This window comes from Bradyrhizobium sp. Y36 (assembly GCF_002531575.1).
In the GTDB taxonomy this organism is placed as follows: Bacteria; Pseudomonadota; Alphaproteobacteria; order Rhizobiales; family Xanthobacteraceae; genus Bradyrhizobium.
On record NZ_NWTI01000009.1, the window covers coordinates 21,214 to 46,808 of the forward strand.

Consider the following 25,595-nt stretch of genomic DNA (forward strand, 5'->3'; position numbering starts at 1 on the left):
GGTGAGTCCCGGTCTTCAGACGAGATCCTGCTCGGAAAATAGGCCCCCTTGCGCTACCATTCTACCTGAGGCATGTCGTCGCGCCGGCGATGAACGTGGCCGCGGTGTCACAGCATCCGGCTCTGCGCCTGCTATGGTGGTGCACCGATTGACAGGCGCACCGGAAGCGTCAAAAGGCGCCGGATCAATTCCAGGGAAGAAGCGTTTTCCACCTTCATGACGGCGAGCATCACACAGGCCGAGACCCAGGAAGGGCCGGTCACCTCAGGTTTTTGGTCCCTTACGCTCGGGAGCATCGGCGTCGTCTTCGGCGACATCGGCACCTCGCCGCTTTACGCATTCCACGAGGCTGTCAGGGGGGCGGCGCATGGCGAGCCGGTCTCGCGCGTCATCGTGCTCGGCGTGCTCTCGCTGATCCTGTGGGCCCTGCTGATCGTCGTCACCGCCAAATACGTCCTGCTGCTGTTGCGCGCCGACAATAACGGGGAGGGCGGCACGCTCTCCCTGATGGCGCTCGGCCAGCGCGCGCTCGGGCGGCGGAGCTGGTTGCTGCTCGCCCTCGGCGTGGTCGGCGCCTCCATGTTCATCGGCGATTCCATGATCACGCCGGCGATCTCGGTGCTATCGGCCGTGGAAGGCCTGAAGCTCGCAACCCCCGCGCTCGAGCACTACGTCGTGCCGCTCACCGTCCTCATCCTGGTGCTGCTGTTCGCCGTGCAGAGCAAGGGGACCGCGCTGGTCGCCTCCGCCTTCGGTCCGGTGATGGTGGTCTGGTTCACCGTCATCGCGGTGATGGGCGCCGTCCACATCGCCGACGATCCTTCCGTGCTGGCGGCGATCAATCCCTATTACGCGGTGCAGTTCGTGCTGTCGCACGGCACGATCGGCCTCGTGACGCTCGGCGCCGTGTTCCTGGCGGTGACCGGCGGGGAGGCGCTCTATGCCGACCTGGGTCATTTCGGGCGCAAGCCGATCCAGTCGGCCTGGATGTTCTTCGTGCTGCCCGCGCTCCTGATCAACTATTTCGGTCAGGGTGCGCTGGTGCTGTCCGATCCGAGCGCGATCGAGCACTCTTTCTATCGCATGGTCCCCGAGGGGCTGGTGCTGCCGCTGGTCGGGCTTGCGACCGCGGCCACCGTGATCGCGAGCCAGGCGGTGATCACCGGTGCCTATTCGCTGGTCTATCAGGCGGTGCAGCTCGGCCTGCTGCCGCGCTTCGAGGTGCGTTATACGTCCGAGACCCACGCCGGCCAGATCTATCTTCCGCGGGTGAACCGGCTGCTGCTGATCGGCGTGATGCTGCTGGTGCTGCTGTTTCACACCCCCAGCAACCTGGCCTCGGCCTACGGCATCGCGGTCTCCACCACCATGGTCGCCGACGGCATCATGGGCTTCGTCGTGATCTGGAAATTGTGGAACTGGCGCGCAGCGACCGCGGCAGCCGTGATCATGCCCTTTGTCGTCGTCGACCTGAGCTTCTTCAGCGCCAATCTCTTGAAGCTGCTCGAGGGGGCCTGGGTGCCGCTGCTGTTCGGCGCCGCCATGGCCGGGACGATCTGGACTTGGCGGAAGGGCTCCGGAATCCTGATCCAGAAGACGCGCCGGATCGAGGTGCCGCTCGACGACCTGATCCGGAGCCTCGAGAAGCGGCCCCCGCACGTCGTCAAGGGCACCGCGGTGTTCCTGACCAGCGATCCCGCCTTCGTGCCGACCGCGCTGCTGCATAATCTCAAGCACAACAAGGTGCTGCACGAGCACAACGTGATCCTGACCATCGAGACCGCACACACGCCGCGGGTCGACCTCGCGGAACGATTCCGCATGGAGAAGATCAGCGACAAGTTCTCGAAGGTCCGTCTGCGCTTCGGCTTCATGGAGCAGCCGAACGTGCCCAAGGCGCTCGCGATCGCGCGCAAGCAGGGCTGGCAGTTCGACATCATGTCGACGTCGTTCTTCGTGTCGCGCCGGTCGCTGAAGGCGTCCGCGCAGTCAGGCATGCCGCTCTGGCAGGATCACCTGTTCATCGCGCTCAGCCGGTCCGCCAACGATGCCACGGATTATTTCCAGATCCCCACCGGCCGCGTGGTTGAAGTCGGAACCCAAGTGACTATTTGAGTGCAAATGGCACATCCATGCAAAAATTGCATGGCAAGGGCCCAGAATCGGGCTAGGCTATGCCGGCAGCGCAGGACTATAAGCCGCGCGCTCTTCCGCCGTTGTGCAGTGAAGCATTTTTAGAGGCCACTGGGCTCTCCCATGACAAGTGACGTAGCGATTTCCGCCCCGGAAACGGCGGCGGCCAATGGGCATGGCGAGGCCCACACGACCGCGGGCTTCGGGGCGTTGACGCTCGGCAGCATCGGGGTGGTCTATGGCGATATCGGCACCAGCCCGCTCTACGCGTTCCGCGAGGCGGTGATGGCCGCCTCGGGGGCAGAGGGGGTGCCGACGCCGGCTGCGGTGCTCGGCGTGCTCTCCCTGATCCTCTGGGCGCTGATCGTCGTGGTGACGCTCAAATACGTCGTGATCCTGCTCCGTGCCGACAACAACGGCGAGGGCGGCACCTTGGCGCTCATGGCGCTGGCCCAGCGCGCGGTCGGCACCGGCGGGGCGACCATCGTCCTGCTCGGCATCATCTCCGGCGCGCTGTTCTATGGCGACGCCGTGATCACGCCGGCGCTCTCGGTGCTATCGGCGATCGAGGGCATGAAGGATGTCACGCTCCGGTTCGAGCCCTACATCGTGCCGCTGACCGTGGTGATCCTGGTCTGCCTGTTCGCGGTGCAGTCGCGCGGAACCGCCCGTGTCGCCGCCTTCTTCGGCCCGATCATGTGCGTCTGGTTTGCGGTGCTTGCGGCGGCGGCGATCCATCCGATCATTCAGCAGCCGCAAGTCCTGTACGCGCTGAACCCGCTCTACGCCGTGTCCTTCATGGTCCACCACGGCATCATCGGCTTCGTGACGCTGGGCGCGGTGTTCCTGGCGGTCACCGGCGCCGAGGCTCTCTATGCCGATCTCGGCCATTTCGGCAAACGGCCGATCCAGACCGCCTGGCTGTTCATCGTGCTGCCGTCGCTGGCGCTCAATTATCTGGGGCAGGGCGCGCTCGTGCTCGGTGATCCCGGCGCGATCGAGAGCCCGTTCTTCCAGCTGTTTCCGCAGGGCTGGATCCGCGGTGGCATGGTTGTTCTCGCCACCATGGCAACCGTCATCGCGAGCCAGGCCGTCATCACCGGCGCCTATTCTCTGACGCGCCAGGCGATCCAGCTCGGCCTGCTGCCGCGCTTCGAAATTCGCCATACGTCTGAAGCCCATTCCGGCCAGATCTTCATCCCGCGCATCAACCAGCTCTTGCTGGTTGCGGTGGTGCTGTTGGTACTGCTGTTCCGCTCGTCGAGTGCGCTCGCCTCGGCCTACGGCATCTCTGTCACCGGCACCATGGTGGTCACGGCGATGATGGGTTTTGTCGTGATCTGGAAGGGCTGGAAGTGGAAGCCGCTGACCGCCGCGGCGCTGATCGCCCCGTTCCTGTTCCTCGACCTGACCTTCCTGACCGCCAATCTGCTCAAGGTGTTCGAGGGCGGCTGGGTGCCTCTGGCGCTCGGCGCGCTCATGATCATCCTGATGTACACGTGGCGGCGCGGCAGCCGGCTGCTATTCGAGAAGTCGCGCAAGCTCGAGTTCCCGCTCGCCGACCTCGTTGCCATGCTGGAGAAGCGCCCGCCGCAGCGTGTGCCCGGCACCGCCGTGTTCCTGACCTCGGACCCGCTCAGCGCGCCGACCGCGCTGATGCATAGTCTGAAGCACTACAAGGTGCTGCACGAGAAGAATGTCATTCTCACCATCGAGACCGCGCAGACCCCGCGCATCGATCCGGCCGAGCGGGTCAAGCTGGAGCAGGTCAGCCCGACCTTCTCCAAGGTGACGCTGAAGTTCGGCTTCATGGAATCGCCCAATGTGCCGAAGGCCCTGGCGATCGCCCGAAAGCTCGGCTGGCAGTTCGACATCATGTCGACCTCGTTCTTCCTGTCGCGCAGGGCGCTCAAGCCCGCCGCCCATTCGGGCATGCCGCGCTGGCAGGACCGGCTGTTCATCTCGCTCAGCCGTTCCGCCAACGACGCCACGGACTATTTCCAGATCCCGAGCGGCCGCGTGGTCGAGGTGGGAACGCAGGTGGCGATCTAGCCCCACCACTGTCGTCGCCCGGCTTGACCGGGCGATCCAGTATTCCAGAGACGGCGCGGCTAGAATCGAGGAGCCGCGGCGTACTGGATTCCCCGCTTTCGCGCGGAATGACACCGAACGCGTGGTGGGGAGTTGAGGCAGTATCCTCAGCCCTCCCGAAAGCCGCGCTTCAAGTCGCTGCGATTTAGCTTTAACTTGCGCCGCGCGGCTCAAGCCTTTGTAGCGCTTGATTTTCGCCGCCCGAGAGGCGAGGTTGCCGCCGGCCGGAACGCCCGGCATGCGGCCCTGCGACGTTGGAGGATGATGTGGCAAACCAGGTACAGGATCTGACCCCGGACGAGGTCTCCAAGGGTGTCGCGGAAGGGCGCTATCTGCTGGTCGACGTGCGCGAGCCGAACGAGGTGCAGGCCGAGGCCTATCCTTACGGCGTCGTGGTGCCGCTCTCGACCTTTGATCCCAAGGCGATCCCCGATCCGCAAGGCAAGCAGGTCGTGTTCGCGTGCCGCTCGGGCAAGCGCTCGGTGACGGCCTCGCTCGCGGCGCAGGCGGCGGGCCTGCCTTACGACAAGCATCTGGCCGGCGGCATGCTCGGCTGGAAGGCGGCGGGTCTTTCCAGCAAGGTCGGTGGCTAACCGCGCGATGACGACGAAAAGCTCTTCGCTGAACAAGGTCTTCGCCGACCTTCCCGTCACCATCTTCGAGGCGATGTCGCAGGCCGCCCGCGACAATGCCGCCATCAATCTCGGCCAGGGCTTTCCCGATGATCCCGGCCCCGAGGACATCCGCCGCGCCGCGGCCGAGGCCTCGCTGAACGGCTACAACCAGTACCCCTCGATGATGGGCCTGCCGGAGCTGCGCCAGGCGATCGCGACCCATTACGGCCATTGGCACGGCCTCAAGCTCGATCCGATGAGCGAGGTGATGGTGACCTCCGGCGGCACCGAGGCGCTGACCTCGGCGATCCTCGCGGTGGTGCAGCCCGGCGATGAAGTGGTCTGCTTCCAGCCGGTCTATGATTCCTATTTGCCGATCATCCGCCAGGCCGGCGGCATTCCGCGCCTCGTCCGGCTCGAGCCGCCGCACTGGCGGCTGAACGAGGACATGCTGAAAAGCGTCTTCAATTCAAAGACCAAGGCGGTGCTGTTCAACAACCCCTTGAATCCGTCCGCGGTGGTGTATCCGCGCGAGGACCTCGAGCTCCTGGCGCGCTACTGTCAGGCGTTCGACGTCATCGCGATCACGGACGAGGTCTGGGAGCACGTCACCTTCGACGAGCACAAGCACATTCCGCTGATCACCATCCCCGGCATGCGCGAGCGCACCATCAAGGTCGGCTCGGCCGGCAAGATCTTTTCGCTCACGGGCTGGAAGATCGGCTTCGTCTGCGCCGCGCCGCCGCTGCTGCGGGTCGCCGCCAAGGTGCACCAGTTCCTGACCTTCACCACCGCGCCAAACCTGCAGGCGGCCGTCGCCTACGGCCTCGGCAAGTCCGACGACTACTTCCTGTCGATGCGCAAGGATCTGACGCGGAGCCGGGACCGGCTGACCAAGGGGCTGGAGAGCCTCGGCTTTCCCGTGCTGAAGTCGCAAGGCACCTACTTCCTCACCGTCGACCTGTCGCCGCTCGGCCTCAACGAGAGCGACACCGAGTTCTGCTGGCGGATCGTTAGGGATTACAAGGTCGCCGCGATCCCGGTGTCGGCATTCTACGAGCAGGACCCGGTCACCTCGGTGGTGCGCTTCTGCTTTGCCAAGAAGGACGAGACCCTCGACACCGCGCTGGAGCGGCTGTCCGACGCGGTGCGCGGGCGCAAGAGGTAGAGAAAGATGACGAACGTCAGCCGCTCCGGGATTGGTTTCGCGATCGCCGCCGTGCTGACGTTGCTCTCGCCTTCCGCAGGAGCCGAGGAGCGGGTCGTCAACTTCTACAACTGGTCCAACTACATGGCGCCTGACGTCCTTGAGGCCTTCACCAAGGAGACCGGCATCAAGGTGGTCTACGACACCTTCGACGCCAACGAGACGCTGGAGACGCGCCTGATGGCCGGCAAGTCCGGCTACGACGTCGTGGTGCCCACGGCCTATTTCCTGCAGCGTCAGATCAAGGCCAACATCTTCCAGAAGCTCGACAAGGCGAAGCTGCCGAACCTCGCCAATGCCTGGCCGATGGTGACCAAGCATCTGGCGACCTACGATCCCGGCAACGACTACGCCGCCAACTACATGTGGGGCACGACGGGCATCGGCTACAACGTCGCCAAGGTGAAGCAGATCCTCGGACCCGACGCCAAGGTCGACAGCTGGGACATCGTCTTCAAGCCGGAGAACCTCGCCAAGTTCAAAGACTGTGGCGTGCACATGCTCGACTCCGCCGACGACATCTTCCCGGCGGCGCTGAGCTGGCTCGGGCTCGATCCGAACTCGACCAAGCAGGCCGACCTCGAGAAGGCCGCCGATGCCGTCGCCAAGGTCCGGCCGTCCGTGCGCAAGTTCCACTCGTCCGAATACTTAAGCGCGCTCGCCACCGGCGAGATCTGCTTCGTGGTCGGCTGGTCCGGCGACATCATGCAGGCCCGCGCTCGCGCGGCGGAAGCCAAGAGCGGCGTCGAGATCGGCTACGCCATTCCGAAGGAGGGCGCGCAGATGTTCTTCGACAATCTCGCGATCCCCGCGGATGCCAAGAACGTCAGGGAAGCCTACGAACTGATCAACTATCTCTACCGCCCCGAGGTCGCCGCCAAGAACTCGGACTTTTTGTCCTATGCGAGTGGCAATCTCGCCAGCCAGAAACTGGTCGATCCCAAAATCCTTGGTGACAAGAACATCTATCCGGACGAGGCGACGCTCGCAAAGCTGTTCGTCATCACGGCGCGCGATCCGGCGACGCAGCGGGTGATCAATCGGCTGTGGACCAAGGTGAAGACCGGCCGCTGACAACGGCTCCCAACACGCGTCATTGCAGCAAAGCGACGAAGCAGTCCAGATTGCTCCTGCGGAGGATTCCGGATTGCTTCCGGCTTCGCTATCGCTTCGGCGGACAAGTCGCCGCGCTCGCGATGACGGCGCCGCTATCGCCAACGCCGATGCAGCCACAGCCACTGCTCGGGATATTCGCGCACCCAGCTCTCCACCACGTTGGTGACGGCCTGTGTCGTGCCCTGGATGTCGATCTTGCCCTCGGCGTCGCGCACCGGCTGGACTTCTTCGGTGAGCTCCGCGGCGAAGCGGCCACCGGGCTTGCGGATGACGCGAACGCCGTGGATCGGGCATTCGACCTGGCGGAGCAGGCGCGCCAGCATCGGATTGGCGCGGGTCTTGCGACCGAAAAAGGTGACCTCGACGCCGCCGGTCAGATACTGGTCGATCAGCATCGCGACGTGCTTGCCGTCCTTGAGCGCCTGCGCGAGGCGCAACGGCGCGTCGCGGCCTGCGGGGATCAGCGTGCCCATGTTGACCTGGCGCATCTCTTGGATGATGCGGTCGGCTGAGGCGATGTTCGGCCGGCGGTAGAGGATTGCGGTGTCCAGCCCATGGGCGACGGCGGCGAGCGCCGGCAGTTCCCAATTGGACAGATGCGCAGCGAAGATCAGCGCCGGCTTGCCGTCGTCCCTGATGTGATCGAACAGCTCGACGGTGCGCGGCGGCAGTTCGATCCGGCTCAGTTCCGGATGCTCGCGATCGTAATCCCAGACGTGGTCCATATGGGCAAATTCGGCGCCGACGCGGCCGAGATTGTCCCACACGCCCATCAGGATCCGTTCGATCTCCTCGGGCGATTTTTCCGGGAAGGCCGCGGTGAGGTTGGCGCGGCCGATGCGATGCTCGCGCAGGCGCGGCCCGATCGTCTTGGTGACGCGCGCGAAGAAGTCCGAGGTCTTGACCGGGTCGAAATAGCGCGTGGTGCGCAGCATGCCGACGGTGGCCGCGCCGATCAGGCTGCCGCTGATCGATTTGGCTGCATTCCGCGCGCGAATCTTCGTGCTGATGGGAATCAGCGACATGCGTCCGGTCAGGCCGGTTCGCGGGTCAGGATCAGCGAGGCGTTCTGGCCGCCGAAGCCGAACGAGTTCGACATCACCGCGGTGACGCGGGCATCGCGCGCCTTGTTGCCGACGACGTCGAACAGGATCGTGGGATCCGGATTGTCGTAGTTGATCGTCGGCGGAATGCGCTGATGCTCGAGCGTGAGCAGCGAGAAGATCGCCTCGACCGCGCCGGCGGCCGAGATGGTGTGGCCAACCATCGACTTGTTCGAGGTGACCGGAATCTTCTGCAGGAGCTCGCCGAACACGGCCGACGTCGTGTTGTACTCCATCTTGTCGTTCTCGGGCGTCGCGGTGCCGTGCGCGTTGATGTGGTCGATCTGGTCCGGCGTCATGCCGGCGTCGGCCAGCGTCTTGTTCATGCAGCCGATGATCGGCTTCCCATCGGGAGACGAGCGGGTGCGATGGAAGGAATCGGTGAGCTCGCCGCAGCCGGCGATCACGCCGAGGATCTTTGCGCCGCGCGCGGTGGCGGCTTCATAGCTCTCCAGCACCAGCGCACCGGCGCCCTCGGCCATGACAAAGCCGTCGCGGTTCTTGGAGAAGGGGCGGGAGGCCGCCTGCGGCGGATCGTTCTGGGTCGACAGCGCCGAGAGCAGCGAGAAGCGCACCATGGCTTCGGGATTGACCGTGCCGTCGGTCGCGACGCACAGCGCGGCATCGGTTTCGCCGCGGCGGATCGCCTCGACGCCGAGCTGGATCGAGGTGGCGCCGGACGCGCACGCCGTCGACAGCGAGATCGGCGAGCCCTTGGTGCCGAAGGTCTCGGCGAGGTGGGCCGCCACCGAGCCGAACATGAAGCGATGGTGATAGGCGCTGTACTTGCCGCCGCCGGAGATGCGCAGGAGATCGTCATAGGTGAAGTCGGGCTTGCCGACGGCGCGGCCGAGCTCGCGGCGCTGCGGCCATTCCACCTCGACCGGCGCAACCGCGAGGAAGAGGGGGCCCGGGAAATCGGCCTTGGCGCCGATGCCAGCCTGCTCGAGCGCCTCCTGCGTCACCAGCTCGGCCATCCGTTCGGACAGGCCGGTGGACGAGAACGGATCGACGCTGACGAAATCGACCGTGCCGGCCATCGTGGTCTTCAGGCCGTCGACCGGAAAGCGCGTGATGGTGCGGATGCCGGATTCGCCGGCGACGAGCTTCGCCCAATTGTCGGCCTTGCCGGCGCCGAGCGAGGTCGTGATGCCCATACCGGTGACGACGACGACGGGACGCCCGAATCTGTCGCGTGGTGCAGTCATGTCGATCCCCCGATCAAGCTAGAGTATCATCCGGCCAAAGCGCGCCGCGCTTCAGCCGACAGCTTCGACCAGCGCCATGCCTTCGCCGCGCCAGTGTCCGGCCCCCACCACCACAATCTGGGTGGGTGCTCCCTGCATTTCAATCTCGGTCCCGGTCGAATCGTTCGGCGGGAACAGCGCGCCCCGCGAGATCGACAGTGCGGCGAGCGCGATGCCGAGCGGGAATTGCGTTTCCATGGTGTGGCCGAACATGGTGCCGGTCGAGCGCACCGGGAAATCGGCATGGCCCTTCAGGAAGCCGCGCTCTTCCGAGGTCGCAGGCTCCGCGCCGGTCGCACCCGTGATGATCGCGCCCTTGCCCTCGCGCCTGGGCAGCTTGTCCCAGAGCTTTTCCAGCGTCGCGGCCATGTCGCCGGGCTGCTTGCGGCGGGCGAGGTCGGCAACGACGCTCGACAGTTTTGCGAACGGCTTTGCGCCGCGCGCCTCCGCATGGGCCTTCGATTCCAGCACCAGGAACGCGCCGGCCGAGCCGAGTGCGAAGCCGGCGTGATCCTTTCGCGCCCACACCGGCGCGAACTTGTCTTTCAGGTTGAAGTCGCCGAATTCGTAGAGAACCATCAGGTCCTTGCGCTCGCCATTGTGCGAGCCGCCGACGAGGGCAATGTCGCTCTCGCCCGAGGCGATGCGTGCCAGCGCGATGCGTGCGGCGTCCGCGCCGGCGACTTCCTCGCCCATGAAGGTGCGCGAGGTGCCGCCAAGACCGTGCACGATCGCGATGTTGCCGGCGAGCAGGTTGGAGAGCTGCGCCAGGAACAGAGTGGGGCGCAGATCGCTCATCAGCCGTTCGTTGAGGAAGCCGGGCGCGTTCGCCCCCTTGGCCTCGGCGGTCAGCACGCCCGTGTCGACGTTGAGATCGCGCTCGCCGCCGCCGGCGGCCACCACCATGTCGATCTTCGACAGGATGTCCTTGTTGCCCTTGATGCCGGCGGAATCGAGCGCAAGGCCGGCAGCGTAGGTGCCGATGCGCTGCCAGGCTTCCATCTGGCGCTGATCGCCCTTCTTCGGGATCTGGGCGTCGAAGGAGACGGGCATCAGGGGATGCACGATGTAGGGCGCAAAGCTCTTGTCATCGACATTGATGCGCTTCTCGGAAAGCGCGGCCCAGTTGGCGTCGAGGCCCTCGCCGAGCGAAGTCGCGAGTCCAATGCCGGTGATCCAGACTTCCGTCTGGCCGGGCTTCAAAGCAGTGTCAGTCATGGCGATACGACCTGTTGCGGAAAGCCGACGCGCTCGGCGACCTTCGCCATGTATCCGCGCATATCCGAATTGGGGAAGGGGATCAGCGTGAAGGTGAGCGCGGAATTGGCGCGCAGCTTGCCGCCGACCCTGATCTTGGCTTCGGTCATGGCATAGCCCGAGCCTTCATAGGTCAGGCTCGCCTCGATACTCATGAGATCGCCGGGAAACACGGAACCGCGCACCTTGGCCTCCTTGACGGCGGCAAGGATCGGCATGCGCTCGAACTTGAACACGCCGAGCTGAAGCCAGCCAGAGGCCTGCGCCATCGATTCGATCAGGAGCACGCCGGGCATCAAGGGATAGCCCGGGAAGTGCCCCTCGAAGATGGTGCTCTCCTTGGGGACCTGGGCTTCGACGACGATCGTCTTCTCGTCGACCTTGAGGTCGACGATGCGATCGATCATGTGGAAGTATTCGAGTTGCATGACCGCGCGCTTAGGCGCTCGCGCCCTTGGCCGCAACCAGTTCGTCGATGCGGGCGCACAGGTTCTTCAGCACGAAATACTGTTCGGTGGTCGCTTTGCCGTCGTTGACCTCCTGGGTCCACTTTTCCAGCGGCAGCTTGATGCCGAATTGCTTGTCGATCGCGAACGCGATGTCGAGGAAATCGAGGCTGTCGATGCCGAGATCGTCGATGGCATGGCTATCCGGCGTGATCGTGTCGCGCGGGATGTCGCAGGTTTCAGCGATGATCGTGGCGACCTGATCGAATGTGGAAGACATCACTAAGCCTTTGATATATTGCGGATATTTGTCAGATTATCCAGAGTGGCACGGTGGGTGGGCATCGCGCCCCTGATGACGCCCTCAACCCCCCTCTGGCCGGGTCGAAAGCCCGTATATCGGAGCGCCGCTCCGAGTTCAATGGAGCCGGCCAGGTGGGGAGACGTTGCTGGGATGCGCGCCGGAGCCCCTTCCGCCGGACCGGTCGGCCGGATCGGGCCTAGATATGCGGCGTCGTGATCTTGACGCAGTCGCGACGGCCCATCAGCACGCAATCCTGGGTCCGGCGCAGGTCGGCGATGCTGACCGCAAGCCAAATTCCGATGGCTGTCAGCGCGATGGTAAAGGCCAGCGCCGCGATATTGGCGAGCATGCGATGGCGGAAATCGTCCGGCTCGGCGCGGGGCTGCTCGTAGCGTGACAGGTCGAGAGGTTCGGGCGCGACCCGCAACGGCTGCACGGTACCGCTGCCGCGCTGGACCGCAGGGGAAGGCGAGGTGCGCGGCCTGAACTGGAGCACCCGGTGCTCGTCGTCAGAGCTTATGTGCCGCTGGTTGTTCATGGGGCGGGGATCACTCCGAAGCAGCGATTTTAGATAGCATACGTGATGAACGCGTTGCAGAAAATATTTTCAATGCAGGCGTGTATTCGTTGCCGCGCACTATTTCTACATGGATCGGCGTGCAGCGGTCGCGGAATCGGCAGTGACGTCGGCGGGCGTTGCGCTGCAATAACCGGCGGAGCAACAGCAATGAATTTCACGTCTTCGTTTCCGTCTACATCAGCTTGTGATCCGAGCGTCCTTCCGAACACGTTTTGCTGCCGCGGGGCCCGTGTCATAGTCAGGGGAACCTGAGCCGTTCAGCTGCATCCATCCGAGGGGCCTTCGACCATGACCACGACCAACGCGCGCGAGCCGAGAGTGCATCCGGTCCCGATCCTGTCGCTGCGGCCGACGCAGATGACGGTCGGCATGCGCGAGGTCAAGGAGAAGCGCAAGCGCTGGCGTGAGCATGACAAGAGGAAGCAGGCCGATCTGCTCGGCAAGCATATGATCCCGGTCGTCTATGGTCCCGACGCGCGCTATTACGTGATCGACCATCATCATCTCGGCCGCGCGCTGCACGACGAAGGTGTCAAGGAGGTGCTGGTGACCGTCGTCGGCGACCTCCGCATGGTTGAGCGCGAGGCGTTCTGGGGCGTGATGGACAACAAGCGCTGGGTCTACCCTTACGACACCAAGGGCGAGCGGCGGTCGTTCCGCGATCTGCCGAAGTCGATCGCCGATCTCAAGGACGATCCGTTCCGGAGTCTCGCCGGCGAGTTGCGTCGCATGGGCGGCTTCGCCAAGGATACCACGCCGTTCTCCGAATTTTTGTGGGCCGACTTCCTGCGCCGTAAGGTCTCGCGCAAGTTGGTGTCGGCGGATTTCGACAAGGCCCTCGAGAAGGCGATGTCCGCGGCCAAGAGCAAGGATGCGATCTATCTGCCCGGCTGGTGCGGTCCGGAGGACGAAGATTAGAGGCAATCGCTCATCAGTCGCGCTGAAAGATCCTGGCGCCAGGATAGGCCCGGCGGGCGTAAGTGACCACCAGCGCACGGTCCTGGGTATCCAGGAAGGGCGTTCGGATTTGGCACGATCCGACGATGAGGTGCCACAGGCCATTGAGCTTCCTGGATCACGATCTTCATTTGAGTCGTCCTCGGTCGCTCCACGTTTCAGCGTGTGCTGCTTGTCGCGTTGCTTAGGATCGCAGCCGCGGGTGGAAAATTCCCGACTCGACTGACGCTCCGCTGCAAAACGCGTCGATGACTGTTAGTTGGTGATCGCTTGCGCCCAGATAAGCGCAATCCCATCACAGGCGCTTGAGCGAAATCAATTTCCGCGCCCACGAAACCGTCCTGAAACAGAGCCGCCCCATCTCTATGCGTGGAGGGGCTCACTCAGGAGGCGAACATGCGCCGTATGATTTTCGTCATTGCCTTGCTCGCGGTCGCTTCGGCAGGAGTTTCGGCATCCTTTGCCGCAGTTCACCACGCCAAGTCGTCGACGTTCTCGGAGCGCTTTGCGCCGGCGCTGGAGTTGATGGCGAAGCGCTAATGGCATGGCGCATCTGCCCGGCTGGTGCGGTCCGGCGGACGACGACTGAAGGCGCCGACGTGGCGGTGGTGAAGCCGAGCGCGAAATGATGGCTTCAGCCAGCCAGGTCTCGATCGACGTTTCGCAGCCTCACGAAGGCGGCCCAAGCCTGCGGATATTCCTTGTCGAGTGGATCAATCGCAAGCAGTGCGCAGCGCGCCTTCTTGATCTCTTCTGACAACAGGCGCTTCGCCGGCACCTCCAATGGCTTCGACCGCTGCCAGCGGGCCTCGATGTCCTTGGCAAGAGCCAAGGCTTCGGCGGCTGTCGGCAGTTGCGTCGATCTCGTCGGGCATTGGTCCGAGGCGAGCGCCGGCCATGTGACCGGCGGTCGATCGGCCTGCCAGGTCAAATCGCTTTCTGCTGGCGTCTTCGCCTCGGAACCTGCAGGCGGACGTGCCAACGCCGGTCCCGTCCCGACCGGGCTCAAAGAGGATCCAGATTCCGGTGCGACGGCGGCCGTCTGTGCGGCCAGCTGGCCCAGCTGCTGCTCCATTGTCCCGCCACCGGATCGAGGGATGACCCTTCCGACCGTCTTGGCCACGACGAACGCGCCGGGGGCAATCGGCGTTTGCCGTTCGGCAATGCTGTCATCGGCCGCGGTTGGGCACGGCTTGTAGGGCGATTGCCGGGACGTTATCCGGCCGTCGTCGTCGACCCGGGCGAAGTCGCTGGCGACGGTATAGACGAACGCGGCATCGACATAGTGGCCGCTGTTGTTCATCGCTTTCACTGCACCGCAGACGTACCTCGCAGCGTCGGCTTCGACCGTTCGCAGGCCGGTGAAGCGAGCCGAATGCGGCTCGATGAGCAGGCGAGAAACCGCCGCTCGGGCCTTGCGATGATCGGATTGAAACGCGCTCCAGACTTCATCGGGATCAATGATGTCGGGCTGGTAGTTCCAAGCGTAACCAACGCCGAAAAATGCCGCGCCAACGCACATTGCGATGATGGAGGCTCGCAGATTCATCGGAGGGACGCCCTTAGCAGGCACGACCGGTCACGCGTCTCCGCCGATGGACTCGACGGAAACTTGCAGAGGTTGTGCCGAAGTGTTTTCGCTAGTTAGGAGGGAAGCCTTTAACAAAACGTAATCGATTGTGGAATCATCCAGGTTCCCGTCAGGCGGGAACTTAAGTTCCTGCAGCCCGGCTTGTTTTGCGTGGGGGCCACACGCCGATGATCTCGGCCGCGCTTGTCGCGGATGGTCTTGCGGGGGCACGAGGCGGAGGAATTCGCGGACCAGCGACATCGCGTCCCAGGCGCATCTTGATATGCCGCAAACGCGTGTCCGGGCTGACCGGTACTATTCCCCCGCATGGTTGCAGAAGCAGTGTTGTGCCCCGACGTCGCGGGCCCGGGCTCCAAGTCATGCAGGACTGGAGGCACGGCCATGAGCATCATCTTTCGCATCGTCTTCATCATTGCCGGCGCGCTCACGGCGCTGTTCGTCGCGCGTGATGCCCTGAACTTCACCATCATTCAGACCTTCGTCGCCGTTCTGCTCGTCACCGCGATCGTCGGCGTCGGCAGCCTCTGGAGCCTGCGGCGGAAGACGTGAGCAAGGAAGAACGCGCGGACTCGTCCGGGCTCAGCGAAGCCGAGGCGCGGCTGCGGCTGCAACAGGACGGTTTCAACGAACTGCCGCGGGCCGAACGGCGCACGCCGCTGCGCATCGTGATCGAGGTGCTGCGCGAGCCGATGCTCGCGCTGCTCCTGGCCGGCGGGCTGGTCTACCTGCTGCTCGGCGACCTCAGCGAAGCGCTGTTGCTCATGGCCTTCGGGGCCATGTCTGTCATCATCACCATCGTGCAGGAAACCCGTACCGAACGGGTGCTCGAGGCTTTGCGAGAGCTGACCAGTCCGCGAGCGCTCGTGGTCAGGGACGGTGAGCGGCGGCGGATCGCGGGCCGTGACGTCGTCCGTGGCGATCTCCTCGTCCTGGCCGAAGGCGACCGGATTCCGGCGGACGCGGTGCTCATCAGCGCCCACGATCTGGCCGTCGACGAGTCGCTGCTGACCGGAGAGTCGGTCCCGGTGCGCAAGCAGGCCGTCAAGACACAGGTCGCCGAGGCTTCCTTGACTGAAAAGGCTTCCTCGAGTGAAAAGGCTGCCTTGGCTGAGCATCGTCCGGGCGGCGACGATCTGCCTTTCGTCTATTCGGGCTCGCTGGTGGTGCGAGGCGAGGGCCTCGCCGAAGTCGAGGCCACCGGTTCTCGCAGCGAGATCGGGAAGATCGGACTATCGCTGCATGGCCTGCAGGCGGAGCCGCCGCGGCTGCAACAGCAGACGGCGCGGCTCGTGCGGCTTTGCTTTCTCGGCGGCGCGGCGATCAGCCTGGCGGCGGTCGTGCTTTACGGCACGTTGCGCGGGGACTGGCTGCAGGCGCTGCTCGGCGGCATCGCGATCGGCATGTCCATGCTTCCCGAAGAGTTCGCCGTCGTCCTCACGGTGTTCATGGCCATGGGCGCCTGGCGCATCTCGAAGGCGCGGGTGCTGACGCGGCGCGCCGCCGCGATCGAGGTGCTTGGCTCTGCGACCGTGCTGTGCACCGACAAGACTGGCACGCTCACGCAGAACCGGATGTCGGTTGCGGAATTGAGGCTGCCCGACGGGGCGAAGTCGTATCGCGCAGCGTCGCAGCCAGCGCCGATGGGCTCGGAATTCTTCGAGCTGGCGCGCTGCAGCGTTCTGGCGAGCTCGCCAGAGCCGTTCGATCCGATGGAAAAGGCGCTGCATGGGTTCGTGCAGGCGGGCCTGCCGGCGGAGAATGAAGCCGAGAGCGCCCGGACCCTGGTCCGCACCTACGGTCTACGTCCCGAGCTGCTTGCGATGAGCCAGGTTTGGCAATTGCCTGATCGAAACGGCGTCCTCGTCGCGGCGAAAGGCGCGCCCGAGGCGATTGCACGCCTCTGCAAGCTGGACGGTGCGACGCAGGCGGCGATGCAGGATGCGGTCGCGGCCATGGCGAAGGACGGTCTTCGCGTGCTCGGCGTGGCCGCCGCGACCTGCGACGGCGAGGTTCTGCCGGCCTCGCAGGACGGCTTCTCGTTTCGCTTCCTCGGTCTCGTCGGGCTGGCCGATCCGCTTCGTCCGGGCGTTCCCGAAGCCGTGGCCGAATGCCGTTCGGCCGGCATTCGTGTCGTCATGATCACGGGCGACTATCCGGCGACCGCCATGGCCATTGCCCGGCAAGCCGGGCTCGACGTCAACGAGGTCGTGACCGGCGAGCAGATCAGGCTCGCCGACGATCGCGAGCTGGAGGCGCTCGTCAGGAACGTGAACGTCTTTGCGCGGATCCTGCCGGAGCAGAAGCTGCGGATCGTTCAGGCCATGAAGCGCAACGGCGAGATCGCTGCGATGACCGGCGACGGCGTCAACGATGCGCCGTCCCTGAAGGCTGCGAATATCGGGATCGCGATGGGCGGCCGTGGCACCGACGTCGCCCGCGAGGCGTCCTCGATCGTCCTGCTCGACGACGATTTCGGCTCCATCGTTGCATCCGTCCGCCTGGGTCGCCGGATCTACGACAATCTCCGCAAGGCCATGGCTTTCATCTTCGCCGTCCACGTTCCGATCGCGGGGCTTGCGCTGCTTCCCCTGGTGTTCGGGCTTCCCGTGATTCTCGGTCCCGTTCACATTGCGTTTCTGGAGCTGATCATCGACCCCGTCTGCTCGCTCGTGTTCGAAGCCGAACGGGAGGAGCGGGATGTCATGACGCGCCCGCCACGGCGCGCCGATGCGGAGCTGTTCTCGTGGGCCCTGGTCGGCTGGAGCGTTCTCCAGGGAGCCATGGCATTTGCCTTGATCGCCGCGATCTTCGTCGTCGCGCTTCGCTCCGGCGTCCCGCCCGACGAGGCGCGCACGCTGGCCTTCATCGCGCTCGTCACTTGCGTCGTCGCGCTCGTGCTGGCCAACCGGTCGTTCAGCGCATCGTTCTTGTCTGCGTTCTTCCGTCCGAACCCGGCATTGCTCTGGATCTTCGTGTCGATCGCATCCATTCTGGCGGCTGCGCTGTTCTGGCCGCCGGCGTCCAGCCTGTTTCGGTTCGGCCCCCTGCATCTCGACGACCTCATGGTTACGCTCGGCGCGGGACTTCTGCTGCTGACGGTGCTCGAACTCCTGAAGCCGTTATGGGCGCGGCGGTTGCGGTTCTAATGTCTGGTGCAATGGGGCGTCATCGCGGCGCGCCGTGATCGATCGTCGATCGGAAATCGTGCAACCGACGGAAGACGCGAACAGGACGTCGCCGCTATTTCGTTAGAACGAGTCCAGTCTAAATAGATTCTACGACGCGAGCGTCCAAAAGACTTTGATTGTGCGCGCGGAGTCTCTGCATGGTTGTCCCCGTCAATTCGGGGACTGGGAATGCTGGAATTCGTGTCTGACGCACGCGCAAGGAAGCGCGGGCGCGTAACGGTGTTGTGCGGTCTTCTCGCTCTTCCCGCGACCATCGCTTGCAGCGGCAACGCGCAAGCCCAGAGCGCGAGCGGAGCATCGGAGATTCCGCCCGTCGTTGTCGAGCAAAGTCGTGAGAGCAAGCGCCAGGTCACGGCCTCGCGCAATTCGCAATCGGCGCGCGCCCGACAAGCGCGATCGCGCGCGTCGGGCCGGCCGACCCAGGCCGCTGCTCAGCCGGCCGTCGCCGCAACGGAACGCGGTACGGATCCGGTGAGGGGCTTTGTGCCTGTCGTCAGCTCGGCTGCGATGAAAACAGACACGCCCATTCTCGAAACACCTCAATCGGTCTCGGTCGTCAGCCGCGATCAGCTCGATGCCCGTTCGGTCACGACGCTGGTCGAAGGGCTGCAATATGTGGCGGGTCTCGCCACCCAGCCGGGCGGCAAGGACCCGCGCTTTGACAACGTCTTCATCCGCGGCTTCGACAACAACGGCTACGGCGCCTATCGCGATGGGCTGCGCGAGGTCGGTGACCCCAATTTCCTGTCGCTGTTCCGCAACGAGCCCTACGGGTTCGAACGCATCGACGTCATCAAGGGGCCGAGCTCGGTGATGTACGGGCAGGGGGCGCCCGGCGGCCTCGTCGACGTCATCAGCAAGCGGCCGCCCGATAAGGCCTTCGGCGAGATCGTCGGACAGTTCGGCAATTACGACCGTTTTCAAGGCGCATTCGATTTCGGAGGTCCCGCGACCAAGGACGGTACGCTGCTCTATCGGCTGACCGGCGTGTTCAGGGACTCCGACGCGCAGATCGCCAATTTCTCGAATTTCGTGAAGGACAACCGGACGTATATCGCGCCGGCCGTGAGCTGGAAGCCGACCAACGACACGACGCTCACCATTCTCGCCGACTACACGCACGATGTGACCGGAAATGCCTTTCCGCTGTCGATGTTGCACGTGGCGGGCGGGAAGATCACCAATGTCACGGCGTTGCCGGTGTTCCTCGGCGATCCCAGCTACAACAGGTTCGACCAGGAGCAGGAGCGCGTCGGCTACCAGTTCGAGCATCGCTTCAGCAACAACCTGATCTTCGAATCGAAGGCTCGCTACGGTCACAGCGAGCTCGATTATCGCTATCTCACATTCGTCGGAACTCCGCTCGATACGACGACGGTCTTTCCGCGGCGCGCGATGCGCATCCAGGAGAGCATCGACACCCTGTCGACCGACAACCACCTGATCAGCAAGTTCAGCACGGGGCCGCTCCAGCATACGGTGGTCTCCGGCGTCGACTATCTGGCGTTCAACATGACGGATCGAACCACGTTCGGAGCGGCGCCGTCGCTCAGCAAGGTCAATCCGGTCTACGACCAGGCCATCGCGGATCCGACCGTGCTCACCACCCCGTCGGCGAACCAGACGATCGACCAGGTCGGTGTCTATGTGCAGGATCAGATGAAGATCCAGAACTGGATCTTCACGCTGGGCGGACGATACGATGCCTCGGAGCAGAACACCTACGCCCTGGCGACCAACAAGACCACCGACACCAAGGACACGGCCTTCACCAAGCGGGGGGCGGTCTCCTACGTGTTCGATTCCGGCGTCGCGCCCTACTACAGCTATTCGGAATCCTTCCTGCCGACACCGGGCACGGACTTCGTCGGAAACCCGTTCAAGCCGACCTCGGCGCAGCAGCACGAAGTCGGCGTCAAATACCAGCCGTCGCGAACCCTGTTGATGACGCTGGCGCTGTACGATCTGACGCGGCAGAACTCGCTCACGAGCGATCCATCACATCTCGGATTCTCGGTCCAGCTTGGCGAGGTGAACTCGCGCGGCGTCGAGTTCGAGACGCTGGCGCAGATCGTGCCCGGACTGAACCTCGTGGCGACCTACACCAATCAGGACGTCAAGGTGACGCAAACCACAGTCGCCGCCGACCTCGGTAAGGTCCCGACGCTGGTGGCCCGCCAGATGGCGTCGGCCTATCTCGATTACACGGTCCAGGGTGGTACCTTCGACGGCTGGGGTCTCGGCGGCGGCGTCCGCTACAACGGGCCGACCTTCGCCGACACCACCAACACCATCGTCAACGAGGGCTACGTCGTGTTCGACGCCGGCCTGCACTATCGCCAACGCAAGGGCGTGAACCTGGCGCTGAACGTGAAGAACATCGCCGACCGCGTTACGCTTGCCTGTACGACGGGCGGCGGCTGCCAATACACCAGCCCGCGCACCATCACGGGCACTCTCAGCTACCGCTGGTAGAGGTCATGGTTCAGGCGCGCACGATCCGGCTATGGTCCCGCATCCACACCTGGACGTCGTTGGTGTGCATGCTGTTCCTGCTGATGCTGTGCGTGACCGGGCTTCCGTTGGTCTTCCACGACGAGATCGACGATCTGCTCGAGGACGAGATCACGGCGCCCGCCATGCCGGAGGGAACGCTGCGCCTCTCGCTCGATCGCATGATCGCTGCGGCGCAGGCACGCTTTCCGGGCCAATACGTGCTGATGCTCAATCTCAAGCAGACCGAACCACTGGTGACGGTCGCGGTATCTCCAACCGCCGTCCCGGCGCCGGGAAACTTCCATCGTCTCACGCTCGACGCACGGACGGCCGCAGTGCTCGGGGAGGAAGCGCCGCATCAGGGCGTCATGGACGTCGTGTTGCGGATCCACAAGGACATGTTCGCCGGCCTGCCTGGCGAATTGTTTCTCGGCGCGATGGGGCTCCTGCTTGCCGCCTCAATCGTGTCCGGTGTGGTCGTGTACTGGCCGTTCATGCGGCGGCTCGATTTCGGCACGATCCGCCGGCGATCGTCGCCCCGCGCCAGATGGCTCGACACTCATAACCTCCTTGGCATCGTCACCGTGACCTGGATGATGGCGGTGGGGCTCACCGGCATGATCAACACGCTGGCGACGCCGCTGTTCGATCTGTGGCGTGCGCAGCTGATTCCCGTCTTGCTGGCGCCTCACATGGGCAAGCCGGTGGCTCCGATCCCGTCGGTCCAGGCTGCGGTCGAACGTGTCCGCGCGAGATTTCCCGACCGTCTTGTCACCTCGGTGACGATGCCGACAGCGGCGCGCTTCGGCAGCCCGCAGCATCTCGTCGTCTGGACCAAAGGCGCGACGCCGTTCACTGCGCGCATGCTCCAGCCGATGCTCGTTGACGCCAACGACGGCAGGACGATCGTGGCGCCCGAGGTGCCCTGGTATTTGAAGACACTGCAGGTCTCGCGCCCGTTGCATTTCGGCGATTACGGCGGGCTTCCCCTGAAGATCATCTGGGCGCTGCTGGATATCGTCACGATCATCGTCCTGGTCAGCGGAGTCTATCTCTGGGTCGCCAGACGAAAATCATCGGTCCGCCGCAAGCCGCTCGACGCAGGCCGGACCGCGGCAGCCGGCGCCTAGCCATGGCTACCCCCGTCCGGAACCGGCCTCGGCTTCACAGAAGCGTCTGGGATGTGTTTCGCATCCCGCTCCTTGTCGGTGTCATCTGCGGCGCGGGGCTTGGCCTTGCGCTCGTCGGAGACGGCGTCTCGGATGTGCTGTCGTGGCTGGCGCTGTCGCTGCCGGTGGTTCTGGCGATTGTCTGCTGGCGTCGCGCCGCTCATCCGCGCTGAGACTTATGTCCGGCCATCCGGATGCGGCAGATGGCGCTCGGCAAGATCGTTGCCGTCGTCGTGCTTCTCGTCCTTGCCGCCGAGCATCCGGTGCAGCCAGCGTTCGAGGCGGCGGCCGATCGTGAGCAGAACGAAGGTGAAGGCCAGGGCGACCAGCACGATCCTCCATTGCCCGGCGCCGCAGGCGATTCCGAGGCAGGCGGAGAGAAAGGTGCACGCCGCGCTGGTCAGGCCGCGCACGCGGAAACGGTCGCTCTCATGGACGATCACGCCCGCCCCGAGGAAGCCGATACCGGTCAGAATGCCCTGGATCACACGGCTCGTCGCGTCGGTGATCTTGCCGGGCTCGGCGAACTGGACCGTGAGCAGCACGACGGTTGCGGTGGAGAGCCCGACGATGCCGAGCGTCTTCAGCCCGATGGGCTTGCCATGGAGGTCGCGGTTCAGGCCGATCACGCTCCCGGCGAGTGTCGCGCTTCCGAGACGCAGCAGAATTTCGGGCCAATCGAGCTCGGTCATGTCTTGTCCGTCAATTCTTCCGTTCTCGCGCGCAGGCTCGTCATGGTTGAGAAAGCCAGCTTCTCGCCGGCAAACATAGTCGATGCGGGCGAGAGGCTCCAGAGGTGTCGGAACATCTCGTGCCCCCGGACGCCGTGCTGGGCTTCTTCAGCGAAGCGCTGCAGAGCCGGAGGTCATGTCCCCAGAGAGCGCCGGGATTGTGGCGTGTGTCCGGCCTCTGCGCGGCAGCGTTGCACGCTGCGGCGCGTCCGGGACGCGCGGGATGTGCTAGCGCAGCGGCTTCTTCAAGAGCGAGAAGCGGTCAGGATCGAGCCCCATCGACGGCTGCAGCATCGGGGCCTCGACGTTGGAGAGCGTCTTGGCCGGCGGGGCGGAGAACACCGGATCGTTCGGCACGTCGCGCTGCGAGGTGGCGCCGCGCCAGCGCTCCAGCACCGCGCTGACGAAATGCATGTCGTGGCCGGAGGTGACGGACGGCACGCTCGAGATGGTGGCTTCGCCGCGCGGCAATTGGTGCGGCGGCACCTCCTTGAAGCGCAGGCGCGTCGGCAGCGCGACGCCTTCGCCGAAGGCCAGCACTTCACGCGTGCCGAGCGAGGGCACGAAGGAGAGCAGGTTCGCGGCGGCGTCCGACACCGCGGCGCGCAGCAGCGCCTGGTCGCGCTCGTTGGCAAGACGCATCGTGAACAGCGTATTGCACTGGGAGATGATGGTGGCATCGAGCTCGGCCGGACGCTGGGTAATGAGACCGAGATAGACGCCGTATTTGCGGCCTTCCTTGGCGATGCGCGACACCGCCTTGCGGGTCGGCCCGAACCCGACGTTGCGGTCCGCGGACGCGTAACGGTGCGCTTCCTCGCAGACGAACAGCAGCGGCGAGACACCGTCGCTCCACAGGCCGAAGTCGAAGGCCATGCGGCAGAGCACCGAGACGACGGAATCGATCACCTCGGCCGGGAAGCCGGCCAGTTGCATCACCGTCATCGGCTTGCCGTTGGCGGGCAGGCGGAACAGATGGCTGATGACCTCGGCCATGGTGTCGCCGCCGACATTGGCGTTGTCGAACATGAAGGCGTAGCGGGGGTCGTTGCGCACGGCTTCGATGCGCGAGATCAGCTTGTGATAGATGATCCGGGAGGAGCGGTTCTCGAGCTTGCCCATGCGCTCGTCGATCAGCGACATCAGGTCCACCAGCCGGTACGGCACCGGGGTATCGACGGTGTAGCCGACCTGCTTGGGATCGATGCGCTTGAGGCCGATGCGGTCCGCGTTCTGGTACTGGGTGTAGACGCCCTTGGCGAGCGGGATCACCTCGGCCAGGATGTCGAGCTCCTCGGGTACGCCGGCACGGCCGCCGAACAGCACGTCGACGATTTCCTCGAAGTTGAACAGCCAGAACGGCAGCTTCAGGTTCCGCGGATTGAGCACCAGCGCGCGGTCGCCGAAGCAGCGGCCATATTCGTTGTGCACGTCCAGCAGGAAGATGCGCAGGTTCGGGCGCGCCTTCAGGATCTCGTTGAGCAGGAGTGACACGCCGGTGGATTTGCCGACGCCGGTCGATCCCAGCACCGCGAAATGCTTGGACAGCATTTCCTCGACATCGACATAGGCGACGACCGAGCGGTCCTGCTGGAGGAAGCCGACATTGATCTGGTCCGAGCCGGTCGGCGCGTAGATCGTGCGCAGCTCCTGGCTGGTGATCAGATCGACGGCATCGCCGATGGTCGGATAGTTGGTGACGCCGCGCTGGAATTTCGGCTTGTCGCTGGCGTTGAGGATCTCGCCGAGCAGGTCGACCGAGGCAACCGCGATATAATTGTCGCTGCTCGACAAATTCTCGCAGGACACTTCCGTGATCATCGCGACGATGACCGAGCTGGCGCTGCGAATGCTGACGAAGCGGCCGACGGTCGCCCGAACTTCCGAGATGGGCATCCGGCTTTCCGCCAGTAGCCCGACCCGGGCGAGCGATCCGCGAACCGAAATCACGCGTCCAAAGGATGTCACGATCAATGAACCTGGCATGAGCGAGGAGTTTAACCCCGACTATGCGCGGTCGCCGCTGCACAAACGGTTAAACGGCAGGCGCGGGTGCTTCGTTAAATCCGCGACAATTCGGCCAATGGCTTTGTTCCGATGGCTCGGTTTTGGGCGGAAAATGCGGGAAAATGCTGCAATTCCAGGCCATTGGAGCCGACGACAGTTAAGGAATATTTTACCATCCGGCGAGCCAGGGCCCTCCGTTCGCAGGACATTGGTCTCCCGCCCCGCCTCGTGCATTTGAGGCAGGGTGTTTGATTTGTTGACGGGACCTAATCATTTGTACATTGGTACAAATGAACGGGCGGCCTCGGCGCCGCCTTCGGATGCGTGAGCGCGTTGCGGCTCGGCGTCCGATGACGCGATCCGGTCCGGCGGATCGCCATGCCTGGAGGAAAACATGCAGCCCGAACCGATCCTCGACCTTGCACATCTCGGCCATATGGAGCTGCTGACGCCCAAGCCCGAGGAGAGCCTGAAATTCTTCGTCGACGTCATGGGCATGACCGTCAGCGGGCAGAAGGGCGAGTCGGTGTACTTGCGTGGCTGGGACGATTACGAGCGCTATTCGCTGAAACTGACAGCGTCGAAGACCTCAGGCATGGAGCACATGGCGCTACGTGCCCGCAGCCAGCAGGCGCTGGAGCGCCGCGTCGCCGCACTGAAGGGCTCCGGCTTCGATATCGGCTGGATCGACGGCGATATGGGGCAGGGGCCGACCTTCCGCTGCAGAGATCCCGATGGCCACATCGTCGAGCTCTATTACGAGACCGAATGGTATCAGGCGCCGCCCGAGCTGAAGCCGGCGCTGAAGAACCAGGCGCAGCGTTTTCCCGCGCGCGGCGTCAATGTCCGCCGGCTCGACCACCTCAACTGCCTCGCCGTCGACATCAAGGCCAACCGGGAGTTCTTCGAGAATTATCTCGGCTGCCGGCTCACCGAGCAGATCGTGCTCAATGACGGGCGGGAAGCGGCGATGTGGCTGACCATGTCGAACAAGAGCTACGACTTCGCCTATTCGCTCGACCATTCCGGCGTGCCCGGCCGCTTCCATCACGTCACCTACGCGCTCGACAGCCGCGAGGAAATCTTGCGCGCGGCCGATATCTTCCTGGAGAACGGCATCCACATCGAGACCGGCCCGCACAAGCACGCGATCCAGCAGACCTTCTTCCTCTACGTCTACGAGCCCGGCGGCAACCGCGTCGAGGTCGCCAATGCCGGCGCGCGCCTGATCCTCGCACCGGACTGGAAGCCGATCGTGTGGACGGAGGAAGAGCGCAAGAAGGGCCAGGCCTGGGGATTGAAGACGATCGAGTCCTTCCACACCCACGGCACGCCGCCGGTGGAGGTGAAGCGGTAAT

22 protein-coding genes are annotated in these 25,595 nt (G+C 64.5%); 13 read left to right on the forward strand and 9 right to left on the reverse strand.

From position 1 onward, the window contains the following. The first annotated feature begins 216 nt into the window (after positions 1 to 216). From CO669_RS17200 to CO669_RS17220, 5 genes are all read left to right on the forward strand, one after another. Positions 217 to 2,115, forward strand: a complete 1,899-nt coding sequence (locus CO669_RS17200) for a potassium transporter Kup (RefSeq protein ID WP_097660995.1) — start codon at positions 217 to 219, stop codon at positions 2,113 to 2,115. Positions 2,116 to 2,256: 141 nt separating this feature from the next. Then, positions 2,257 to 4,185 carry a potassium transporter Kup gene (locus CO669_RS17205; protein WP_097660996.1) on the forward strand — a complete coding sequence of 643 codons (1,929 nt, stop codon included), beginning with the start codon at positions 2,257 to 2,259 and terminating at the stop codon, positions 4,183 to 4,185. Positions 4,186 to 4,490: 305 nt separating this feature from the next. Beyond that, positions 4,491 to 4,817: a rhodanese-like domain-containing protein gene (locus CO669_RS17210; RefSeq protein ID WP_097661200.1), complete on the forward strand. Its 327-nt coding sequence runs from the start codon at positions 4,491 to 4,493 to the stop codon at positions 4,815 to 4,817. Positions 4,818 to 4,824: 7 nt separating this feature from the next. After that, positions 4,825 to 6,006 (forward strand): aminotransferase, encoded by a 1,182-nt coding sequence (locus CO669_RS17215; protein WP_097660997.1) that lies wholly within the window; start codon positions 4,825 to 4,827, stop codon positions 6,004 to 6,006. Between the two features lie 6 nt (positions 6,007 to 6,012). Further along, entirely contained in the window at positions 6,013 to 7,119 is a 1,107-nt protein-coding gene (locus tag CO669_RS17220; protein WP_097660998.1) for a polyamine ABC transporter substrate-binding protein, read from the forward strand. A gap of 134 nt (positions 7,120 to 7,253) precedes the next feature. On the opposite strand, the gene CO669_RS17225 is transcribed toward CO669_RS17220, so the two are convergent. The 6 genes from CO669_RS17225 to CO669_RS17250 all read right to left on the reverse strand — a co-directional run bounded on the left by CO669_RS17225 (position 7,254) and on the right by CO669_RS17250 (position 12,056). Then, a complete protein-coding gene (locus tag CO669_RS17225) occupies positions 7,254 to 8,186 on the reverse strand; it encodes a lipid A biosynthesis lauroyl acyltransferase (protein ID WP_097660999.1) in 933 nt (310 codons plus the stop codon). A gap of 8 nt (positions 8,187 to 8,194) precedes the next feature. Then, positions 8,195 to 9,472: a beta-ketoacyl-ACP synthase gene (locus tag CO669_RS17230; protein ID WP_097661000.1), complete on the reverse strand. Its 1,278-nt coding sequence runs from the start codon at positions 9,470 to 9,472 to the stop codon at positions 8,195 to 8,197. A gap of 51 nt (positions 9,473 to 9,523) precedes the next feature. Further along, positions 9,524 to 10,729, reverse strand: coding sequence for a beta-ketoacyl-ACP synthase (locus CO669_RS17235; RefSeq protein WP_097661001.1), 1,206 nt, complete (start codon positions 10,727 to 10,729; stop codon positions 9,524 to 9,526). Next, positions 10,726 to 11,196 carry a 3-hydroxyacyl-ACP dehydratase FabZ family protein gene (locus CO669_RS17240; RefSeq protein ID WP_097661002.1) on the reverse strand — a complete coding sequence of 157 codons (471 nt, stop codon included), beginning with the start codon at positions 11,194 to 11,196 and terminating at the stop codon, positions 10,726 to 10,728. Before CO669_RS17240 ends, CO669_RS17235 begins: the two co-directional genes overlap by 4 nt. Before the next feature lie 10 nt (positions 11,197 to 11,206). After that, positions 11,207 to 11,494, reverse strand: coding sequence for an acyl carrier protein (locus CO669_RS17245; RefSeq protein ID WP_007592476.1), 288 nt, complete (start codon positions 11,492 to 11,494; stop codon positions 11,207 to 11,209). 220 nt (positions 11,495 to 11,714) lie between these two features. Continuing rightward, positions 11,715 to 12,056: a hypothetical protein gene (locus tag CO669_RS17250; protein ID WP_097661003.1), complete on the reverse strand. Its 342-nt coding sequence runs from the start codon at positions 12,054 to 12,056 to the stop codon at positions 11,715 to 11,717. A 330-nt stretch (positions 12,057 to 12,386) separates the two neighbouring features. On the opposite strand from CO669_RS17250, the gene CO669_RS17255 reads away from it, so the two are divergent. Both CO669_RS17255 and CO669_RS35990 read left to right on the forward strand, forming a co-directional pair. After that, positions 12,387 to 13,016 carry a ParB-like protein gene (locus CO669_RS17255; protein ID WP_097661004.1) on the forward strand — a complete coding sequence of 210 codons (630 nt, stop codon included), beginning with the start codon at positions 12,387 to 12,389 and terminating at the stop codon, positions 13,014 to 13,016. A gap of 435 nt (positions 13,017 to 13,451) precedes the next feature. Further along, the gene (locus tag CO669_RS35990) at positions 13,452 to 13,595 is read left to right on the forward strand and encodes a hypothetical protein (RefSeq protein ID WP_198964074.1); all 144 of its coding nucleotides are present in this window, start codon (positions 13,452 to 13,454) and stop codon (positions 13,593 to 13,595) included. Between the two features lie 94 nt (positions 13,596 to 13,689). On the opposite strand, the gene CO669_RS17260 is transcribed toward CO669_RS35990, so the two are convergent. Further along, positions 13,690 to 14,604: a hypothetical protein gene (locus CO669_RS17260; protein ID WP_097661005.1), complete on the reverse strand. Its 915-nt coding sequence runs from the start codon at positions 14,602 to 14,604 to the stop codon at positions 13,690 to 13,692. A gap of 423 nt (positions 14,605 to 15,027) precedes the next feature. Here CO669_RS17260 and CO669_RS35995 point away from each other — a divergent pair, with 423 nt between their 5' ends. From CO669_RS35995 to CO669_RS17280, 5 genes are all read left to right on the forward strand, one after another. Next, positions 15,028 to 15,195: a hypothetical protein gene (locus CO669_RS35995; protein WP_198964075.1), complete on the forward strand. Its 168-nt coding sequence runs from the start codon at positions 15,028 to 15,030 to the stop codon at positions 15,193 to 15,195. Further along, positions 15,192 to 17,792, forward strand: coding sequence for a cation-translocating P-type ATPase (locus tag CO669_RS17265; protein WP_097661006.1), 2,601 nt, complete (start codon positions 15,192 to 15,194; stop codon positions 17,790 to 17,792). Before CO669_RS35995 ends, CO669_RS17265 begins: the two co-directional genes overlap by 4 nt. A gap of 549 nt (positions 17,793 to 18,341) precedes the next feature. After that, a complete protein-coding gene (locus tag CO669_RS17270; RefSeq protein WP_097661202.1) occupies positions 18,342 to 20,309 on the forward strand; it encodes a TonB-dependent siderophore receptor in 1,968 nt (655 codons plus the stop codon). Between the two features lie 5 nt (positions 20,310 to 20,314). Continuing rightward, entirely contained in the window at positions 20,315 to 21,460 is a 1,146-nt protein-coding gene (locus CO669_RS17275; protein ID WP_097661007.1) for a PepSY-associated TM helix domain-containing protein, read from the forward strand. Between the two features lie 53 nt (positions 21,461 to 21,513). Continuing rightward, complete coding sequence (locus tag CO669_RS17280) at positions 21,514 to 21,672, forward strand: hypothetical protein (protein ID WP_245444334.1); 159 nt, start codon at positions 21,514 to 21,516, stop codon at positions 21,670 to 21,672. Between the two features lie 3 nt (positions 21,673 to 21,675). Here CO669_RS17280 and CO669_RS17285 read toward each other — a convergent pair whose 3' ends face one another. Together CO669_RS17285 and CO669_RS17290 are read right to left on the reverse strand one after the other, a co-directional pair. Next, entirely contained in the window at positions 21,676 to 22,191 is a 516-nt protein-coding gene (locus CO669_RS17285) for an MgtC/SapB family protein (protein WP_097661009.1), read from the reverse strand. A 267-nt stretch (positions 22,192 to 22,458) separates the two neighbouring features. Then, positions 22,459 to 24,216 (reverse strand): ATP-binding protein, encoded by a 1,758-nt coding sequence (locus tag CO669_RS17290; RefSeq protein ID WP_097661010.1) that lies wholly within the window; start codon positions 24,214 to 24,216, stop codon positions 22,459 to 22,461. A 415-nt stretch (positions 24,217 to 24,631) separates the two neighbouring features. On the opposite strand from CO669_RS17290, the gene CO669_RS17295 reads away from it, so the two are divergent. After that, positions 24,632 to 25,594, forward strand: a complete 963-nt coding sequence (locus CO669_RS17295) for a catechol 2,3-dioxygenase (RefSeq protein WP_097661011.1) — start codon at positions 24,632 to 24,634, stop codon at positions 25,592 to 25,594. The last annotated feature ends 1 nt before the right edge of the window (position 25,595 follow it).